Origin of the sequence: Methylobacterium sp. WL120 (assembly GCF_008039465.1) — a bacterium.
GTDB classification, from domain to species: domain Bacteria; phylum Pseudomonadota; class Alphaproteobacteria; order Rhizobiales; family Beijerinckiaceae; genus Methylobacterium; species Methylobacterium cerastii.
Map to the genome: position 1 here is coordinate 1 of NZ_VRUT01000208.1, position 6,531 is coordinate 6,531.

The following is a 6,531-nucleotide window of genomic DNA, read 5'->3' on the forward strand; positions in this document are numbered from 1 at the left end:
GGTCAGGCGGGTTCGGCGGCCCCGGGGGCGGCCCCCGGCGTTGAGGCCGGAGCCCAGCCCTCGGCACCGCCGGCGGGCTTCCGCGAGGTGAGCCGCCTGAACAACGGGGCCGGCGAGGATCCATCCGGCGAGGCCCCACGCTCTGCCCGATGCGGCTTGCCCTCGACGGCTTCAAATCCGTCGACGACGTGCACGGCTACACCCCGGGCGACCGGGTTCTGCCCGACGTCGCGGCGGAACTGCTGGCCGCGCGGGCTCGGGGGTCGACGGCCTGAGGCGCGCGGGGCCGGCGGCATCCTGCAAGGCCGGCGCCCTGCTGACGGCGGGCGCCCGCCGTGCAAGATGCTGCCCGGATCGCTGAACGGCGGAGCATGCCATGACGGCCACCACGACGGCCACGATGACCCAGGCCGAATACTGGAACGGGGCGGTCGGCCAGCGCTGGGCGCGCAGCCAAGGCGTGCTCGACGCAGTGTTCGCGCCGCTGACCGAGGCGCTATTTTCCGCCGCTGCCCTGCGACCGGGCGAGCGCGTCCTCGACGTGGGCTGCGGCTCAGGCGCCACGGCGCTGATCGCGGCCGAGGCGGTGGGGGCGACCGGCCGGGTCGTCGCCGCCGACCTGTCGGAGCCGCTTCTCGCCGCGGCGCGAGCGCGGCCCCTGCCGGCCGGCGCCGCGCCGGTCGATTGGATCGTGGCCGACGCCGAGACGCATGATTTCCCCGCCGCGGCGTTCGACCGGGCGATCTCGCGCTTCGGCGTGATGTTCTTTTCCGATTCGCGCGCCGCCTTCGCCAACCTCCGCCGGGCGCTGACGCAGCAGGGACGCCTGAGCTTCCTGTGCTGGCAGGCGATGGCCGACAACCCCTGGGTCACCGTGCCCCGCGCGGCGGTGCTGCCGCTGGTGCCGGACGCGAGCCCGCCGGACTTCTCGGGCCCCGGCCCGTTCCGCTTCGCCGACGCGGACGCCATGCGCCGCCTGCTCGCCGAGGCCGGCTTCTCCGACGTCGCCGTCGCGCCGGTGGTGCGCGACCTCGTGTTGGGACGCGCCGCCGACGGCTCGGCACGCGCCGCCGCCGAGGCGGCGGCCGCCGTCGTTGTCGAGCTCGGCCCGGTCTCGCGCCTGCTGCGCGACGCCGAGCCGCCCCTGCGCCAGGCGGCGCTCGCGGCGGTCACCGAAACCCTGCTGCCCTACGCGAAGGACGGCGCCGTGCACCTCGCGGCCGGGTGCTGGCTCGTCTCGGCGGGCTGAGGCGCATCGGCTCCGCCGCCCCTCGTCGTCTGGGGAACCGATCAGCCGCGGGCGGCGGTGACGGCCAGCTCCGGCTTGTGGTTCAGCGTCTGGAACACGACGCAATAGCGCTCGGTGAGCTTGAGCAGCTGGTCGAGCTTCTCCTGCGGCGCGTCGGTGTCGAGGGAAAACGCGAGCCGGATCGCGCGAAAACCCACCGGCGCCTCCTTGTCGACGCCAAGCGTCCCGCGGAAGTCGAGGTCGCCCTCGGCGCTCACGGTGCCGGCCCGCAGGGGGATCTCGAGGGCGGTGGCGACGGCCTTCAGCGTGACGCCGGCGCAGGCGACCAGCGCCTCGAGCAGCATGTCGCCCGAGCACAGCTCGGCGCCCGAGCCGCCGGTGGCCGGGTGCAGGCCGGCCACCGCCAGCGCGCGGCCGGTCTCGACCTTGCAGGCGATCGACGTGTCGTCGAGAGAGCCCTTCGCCCGCAGAGTGATGACGGCGTCGTCGGGGGTGTTGCGGTACTGGTCCTTCAGCGGGGCCTGAAGCGCGCGCAGCGTGGTGGCGTCCATCGTCGTCTCCTCCATCGTAGGTCGTTGTCGGTCGCGGTTAGCGGGAACTGCCCCACGGCTCAACCGGTGCCGCCTGCTACCACCAGTTCCCGGCGGGCGCCGCGGCGGATTGCGCCTCGGCGGGGCGGAGCGAACGGTCGAGCGCGGCCAGGATCGCGCGGGCCGCAGCCTCGCTCTGCGGCGAGGCGGGGTCGCGCGGGCGTGGGCTTCCGAGCCGCACCGTCTCGTCGAGGCGGCCGGGCTTGGGGCGCATCACCACGGCGCGGTCGGCGAGCGCCACCGCCTCGCCGACGTCGTGGGTGACGATGAGGATGGTCGGGCGTGTCTCGGCCCAGAGGGCGAGCAGGTGCCCGTGCAGGTCCTTGCGGGTGAAGGCGTCGAGCGCCGAGAACGGCTCATCGAGGAGCAGCACTCGCGGGCGGGCGACGAAGGCGCGGGCGATCGAGACCCGCTGCTGCTGCCCGCCCGACAGGTCGCGCGGCCAGCGCGTCGCATGCTCGGCCAGCCCCACCCTCTCCAGCGCGTGGGCGATGCGGGCGCGGCGCTCGGGCCGGCGGACCCCGTCGAGGCCGAAGCCGACGTTGTCGGCCACCGCGAGCCAGGGCAGCAGGCGCGGCTCCTGGAACACCAGGCCGACGCTCGCGTGGGGCGCGGCGATGCCCTCGCCGTCCAGCGTGATCGTGCCGGCGCTGCCGCGGTCGAGGCCGGCGATCAGGCGCAGCAGGGTGGTCTTGCCGCAGCCCGAACCGCCGATCAGCGCGACGACCTCGCCGGCCTCCACCGACAGGTCGACGCCCGCGAGCGCCTGGGTGCCGTCGGCATAGGTCTTGGAGAGGCCGCGGATGTCGAGCACGTCGGGGTCCGGATCGCGTTTCGCCTGTCGCGTCCATGCCATAGGGCGCCGCGCGCCGCCATGCTACGCCACGGCTCCGTCCGCCGCTGGGAAGGCGCACCCATGATCCGGCTCGGCCTCGCCACCCTCCTCGTCCTCTCTGGCCCCGTCGGCGCCGCCGACTTGCACGCTCGACCCGGAGCGGGCCGGTTCCTGGCGACCTGCGAGGATCTTGGGCGGTTCTGCGACGCGACCGCCTGCGGCCGCGACCAGATCGACGCCGCGCTCGGCTGCCGCGCCCTGTGCCCGAGTTCGGTCGTCCTCGCGGTCGTCCCCGCCGCCTGCCCGCTGCCGGGCGTGGTGCTGCGCCGGCGGGGGTGAGGGGCCACGCCCTCCCTCCACACGATCGCGTCTCCGCCGGAACGGCCATGCCGCTCGCCGGTTGTCGTGCGATCGAATGCCGCGACGCACCATCGCGTCGAAGAACCGGACGACGCCGATGCCCGAGCCGACACACGACGCGCCCCTGAAGGACCAGGCCGCCTGCGGCACGAAGCCGGCGCCGCCCTGCACGCTGGTGATCTTCGGCGCGGCCGGCGACCTGACCAAGCGCCTGCTGATGCCCTCGCTCTACAACCTCGCCGGCTCGGGCCTGCTCGATCCGGGCTTCACGATCCTCGGCGTCGATCACAACGACGGCAGCGACGAGGGCCTGCGCACCGAACTCACCACCTCGATGGAGACCTTGAGCAAGGACCCCGGCTCCGAGTTCCACGCCGACCGGATCGACCCGAAGAGCTGGAGCTTCATCCGCGAGCGCATCCACTTCCTCAAAGGCGACTTCGAGGACGCCGGAACCTTCGAGGCGCTGAAGGGCAAAGTCTTGGGCAACGTGGTGTTCTACCTCGCGGTGGCCCCGCGCTTCTTCGGCAGCCTCGTCGACGGGCTCGGGCGAGCGGGCCTGCTCAAGCAGGCGGACGACGCCTTCCGACGGGTGGTGATCGAGAAGCCGTTCGGCTCCGACCTCGCTTCGGCACGTGCGCTGAACGCGCAGATCCTAAAACAGGCCGACGAGAGCCAGTTCTACCGGATCGACCACTTCCTGGGTAAGGAGACCGTGCAGTCGATCATGGCGTTGCGCTTCGCCAACGGCATGCTGGAGCCGGTCTGGCGGCGCGAATACGTCGACAGCATCCAGATCACCGCCGGCGAGACCGTGGGCGTGGAGGAGCGCGGCGGGTTCTACGAGCCCACCGGCGCCCTGCGGGACATGGTGCCCAACCACATGTTCCAGCTTCTGTGCATGGTGGCGATGGAGCCGCCGAACTCGTTTTCCGCCGAGGACGTGCGCGGCGAGAAGGCGAAGCTCGCGCAGGCCGTCAAGCCGATCCGACCCGACCACGCGGTGCGCGGCCAGTACGTCGCCGGCACGCTCGAAGGGAAGCCGGTGGTCGGCTACCGGGAAGAGCCGCACGTGGCGAAGGATTCCACCACCGAGACCTACGTCGCCCTGAAGCTCGAGATCGACAACTGGCGCTGGGCCGGGGTGCCGTTCTACGTCCGCACCGGCAAGCGCATGACCGGCCGCCGCACCGAGATCGCGATCCTGTTCAAGCCGGCGCCGTTCCAGCTGTTCGCCGACACGCCGGTGGCCGAGCTGAGCCCCAACGTGATGCGAATCACCATCGACCCCGACCACGGCGCCGGCACCGAGCTGAACGTCAAGGTGCCCGGGCCGCAGATGCAGATCGGCCGGGTGACGATGGGGTTCAAGTACGCCGACTTCTTCAAGAACCAGCCGAACGTCGGCTACGAGACCCTGCTCTACGATTGCATGACCGGGGACGCGACGCTGTTCCAGCGCGCCGACAACATCGAGGCCGGCTGGGCCGCGGTCGAGCCGCTGCTCGAGGCCTGGAAGACCGCCCCGGTGGAGGATTACGCCGCCGGCACCCCCGGCCCGAAGGCCGCCGACGACCTTCTGGCCTGCGACGGCCGGCACTGGCTCGGTCTCGACGGCAAGACCGATTGAAGGCGGATCGACCTCGGGGCCGGTTACGCCGCGGCCGCGCGCGACGACCGACAAGACGACGGTTCCACCCGCATCCTTGCCGAGTCGCTTTCGCGAAGCGGAAACCTCAGGTGAGGGCGCGGGTAAGTCCGGCTGTTTTGAAGGGTCAGCGCTCGCTGGACGGGTCGCGCGCCTCGTCGGCCTTGATCGCATCCGCGATCTGCAGCCCGGCCTGAAAGAGCAGCAGGCGCGAGATCAACACCATCTCCGGTGTCCCGATCTTGCGGACGATCTCGTGCAGCCTCAGGCAGGCGTCGATCATGGTGTCGTCTGTGGGCCTGTCGTCTATCGCCATCGTGCGGTCTTCGAAGCCCAAATTCGTCGACACAAACTGAACTCACAACGTCGTGTTTCGACCATAGGTTGCGGGTTGCGACAAAAGCGTCTTGTATGCGGAATACCAGAATGCCTGCGGTCGCATGGCCAGTCGGAGGCGACCGTCGATGCACACCGAGCCCAGCCAGATTCGGCAGGACAACGAGGACCTGAGCCGCCTCGCGGAGGCGCTCGGCGGCACGGTTCCGACGATCTTCGGCGCATCCACCGTATCACGCGAGATGGCGGCGCTCAGCCAGCTTCTCCGGCTCTGGACCCTGCTGCCCTGCGATGCGAGCCGGGCCGACGCGGTGGAGGCCGTCCGCTGCGTCGCGCAGACGCGGGGGCGGGGCCGAGCGCTCACGTCGGCGACCGCCGGTTGAGGAAGGCCCGGCGGGTGCCCGCGACGCTCACGTGGATGGACCGGCACATAAAGGCCCCGGCAGCGGACCAAAGCGGCGCGATACTCCACTAGGCGCGGCTCGCGAGCCCCGTCGCCATCGCGCGGATCAGCAGGTCGAGCTGGTGGCCTACCACCGCGGGCGGCAGCGCCATCAGGCGCGCGTCGAGGCCGAGCATGACGATGCCGTGCGTCGCCGAGAACAGGCTGCGGGCCAGCAGCACGCGCTCTTGCGCCGAGAGGTCCGGGCGCAGAGCCTGCAATGGCGCCTCGATGCGGCGGAACAGGCGCGCCTGCTCGGCCACGTAGCCGTCCGGCGGGCGGCGCCCGTCCGCGAACTGGTGCTGGAACAGGGCGCGCCATCGCTTCCCGTGGCTCTGTGCGAAGGCAAGGTAGGCTTGGCCCAGCCGGACAAGTTCGTCCGCCGCACTCGTCCCGTCGAACCCGCCGTCGTCGGGCCCGAGCGCCACCTCGAACAGGGCCAGCGTGCGCAGGTTCACCTCCAGGATCAGCGCGTCGAGGTCCGGAAAGGCGCCGTAGATCGCCCCAAGTGCGCAGCCTGCGTCCGCTGCGAGGTCGCGCGCGCGCAGGGCGCCCAAACCGTCCTCGGAGATCCGACGCTCGGCCGCTGCGATGAGCAGTTTGCGCAAGGCAGCACGGCGTGCCTCCGCTTTCAACGGCTTCGCGTCGGCGTCTGCCCCGGTCACGCCGCGCCTCGCAACAGCAATTTGTACGACGTGCAAAACCGCACTTGAACGCTGTTCATGATCGTGGGACATTCCTCTTGTGAACGATGTTCATACGGCAGGAGCCACACCATGCTCAAGTTGCTCAACATCCTGGCGCGGGGGAGCGTCGCCCAGGCCACCGAAGACCTCTACGACCGCAACGCCTTGCTGATCCTCGACCAGCAGATCCGCGAGACCCGCGCCGCGCTGGAGCGAAGCCGCCGGGCGCTGGCCCTGGCGATCGCCGGAGACCAGGCCGAGGCCCGCCGCGCCGCCGCCCTGGTCGAGGTGTTCTGGGTGCACCACCTGTGCCCGGCCCTGCTCCAGGCCCTCGTCCCCGACCCGGACACCCGCCGCCTGCTGCCGCCGGGTGACGCGCAAGCCC

General features: G+C 71.6%; 9 protein-coding genes and 1 pseudogene. 6 read left to right on the forward strand and 4 right to left on the reverse strand.

Going from position 1 to position 6,531, the window contains the following annotated elements:
• Positions 1-149 precede the first annotated feature (149 nt).
• Positions 150-275 (forward strand): hypothetical protein, encoded by a 126-nt coding sequence (locus FV229_RS28505; protein WP_281406750.1) that lies wholly within the window; start codon positions 150-152, stop codon positions 273-275.
• Positions 276-376: 101 nt separating this feature from the next.
• On the forward strand, positions 377-1,249 hold the full coding sequence (locus FV229_RS24185) for a methyltransferase domain-containing protein (protein WP_246688321.1): 873 nt from the start codon (positions 377-379) through the stop codon (positions 1,247-1,249).
• Positions 1,250-1,290: 41 nt separating this feature from the next.
• Here the strand turns inward: FV229_RS24185 and FV229_RS24190 are convergent, their stop codons facing one another.
• Positions 1,291-1,800 (reverse strand): OsmC family protein, encoded by a 510-nt coding sequence (locus FV229_RS24190; RefSeq protein WP_147754391.1) that lies wholly within the window; start codon positions 1,798-1,800, stop codon positions 1,291-1,293.
• Between the two features lie 76 nt (positions 1,801-1,876).
• A complete protein-coding gene (locus FV229_RS24195) occupies positions 1,877-2,653 on the reverse strand; it encodes an ABC transporter ATP-binding protein (RefSeq protein WP_147754392.1) in 777 nt (258 codons plus the stop codon).
• A 102-nt stretch (positions 2,654-2,755) separates the two neighbouring features.
• Between FV229_RS24195 and FV229_RS24200 the strand changes: the two genes are divergently transcribed.
• Positions 2,756-3,013, forward strand: a complete 258-nt coding sequence (locus FV229_RS24200) for a hypothetical protein (RefSeq protein ID WP_147754393.1) — start codon at positions 2,756-2,758, stop codon at positions 3,011-3,013.
• Positions 3,014-3,131: 118 nt separating this feature from the next.
• The gene (gene zwf / locus FV229_RS24205; RefSeq protein WP_147754394.1) at positions 3,132-4,664 is read left to right on the forward strand and encodes a glucose-6-phosphate dehydrogenase; all 1,533 of its coding nucleotides are present in this window, start codon (positions 3,132-3,134) and stop codon (positions 4,662-4,664) included.
• A 145-nt stretch (positions 4,665-4,809) separates the two neighbouring features.
• On the opposite strand, the gene FV229_RS24210 is transcribed toward zwf, so the two are convergent.
• Positions 4,810-4,998 carry a hypothetical protein gene (locus FV229_RS24210; protein ID WP_147754395.1) on the reverse strand — a complete coding sequence of 63 codons (189 nt, stop codon included), beginning with the start codon at positions 4,996-4,998 and terminating at the stop codon, positions 4,810-4,812.
• A 148-nt stretch (positions 4,999-5,146) separates the two neighbouring features.
• Between FV229_RS24210 and FV229_RS24215 the strand changes: the two genes are divergently transcribed.
• Positions 5,147-5,401 (forward strand): hypothetical protein, encoded by a 255-nt coding sequence (locus FV229_RS24215; protein WP_147754396.1) that lies wholly within the window; start codon positions 5,147-5,149, stop codon positions 5,399-5,401.
• A gap of 88 nt (positions 5,402-5,489) precedes the next feature.
• Here FV229_RS24215 and FV229_RS24220 read toward each other — a convergent pair whose 3' ends face one another.
• Positions 5,490-6,068, reverse strand: a complete 579-nt coding sequence (locus tag FV229_RS24220) for a TetR-like C-terminal domain-containing protein (protein WP_246688322.1) — start codon at positions 6,066-6,068, stop codon at positions 5,490-5,492.
• A 168-nt stretch (positions 6,069-6,236) separates the two neighbouring features.
• On the opposite strand from FV229_RS24220, the pseudogene FV229_RS27675 reads away from it, so the two are divergent.
• Positions 6,237-6,531 (forward strand): annotated as a pseudogene (locus tag FV229_RS27675) (hypothetical protein); the annotation flags it as partial.

What these genes read in the sequence shown, in the direction of transcription:
- FV229_RS28505 (WP_281406750.1), top strand. Translation starts at nt 150, where the DNA reads ATGCGGCTTGCCCTCGACGGCTTCAAATCCGTCGACGACGTGCACGGC.
- FV229_RS24185 (WP_246688321.1), top strand. Translation starts at nt 377, where the DNA reads ATGACGGCCACCACGACGGCCACGATGACCCAGGCCGAATACTGGAAC.
- FV229_RS24190 (WP_147754391.1), bottom strand. Translation starts at nt 1,800, where the DNA reads ATGGACGCCACCACGCTGCGCGCGCTTCAGGCCCCGCTGAAGGACCAG.
- FV229_RS24200 (WP_147754393.1), top strand. Translation starts at nt 2,756, where the DNA reads ATGATCCGGCTCGGCCTCGCCACCCTCCTCGTCCTCTCTGGCCCCGTC.
- zwf (WP_147754394.1), top strand. Translation starts at nt 3,132, where the DNA reads ATGCCCGAGCCGACACACGACGCGCCCCTGAAGGACCAGGCCGCCTGC.
- FV229_RS24210 (WP_147754395.1), bottom strand. Translation starts at nt 4,998, where the DNA reads ATGGCGATAGACGACAGGCCCACAGACGACACCATGATCGACGCCTGC.
- FV229_RS24215 (WP_147754396.1), top strand. Translation starts at nt 5,147, where the DNA reads ATGCACACCGAGCCCAGCCAGATTCGGCAGGACAACGAGGACCTGAGC.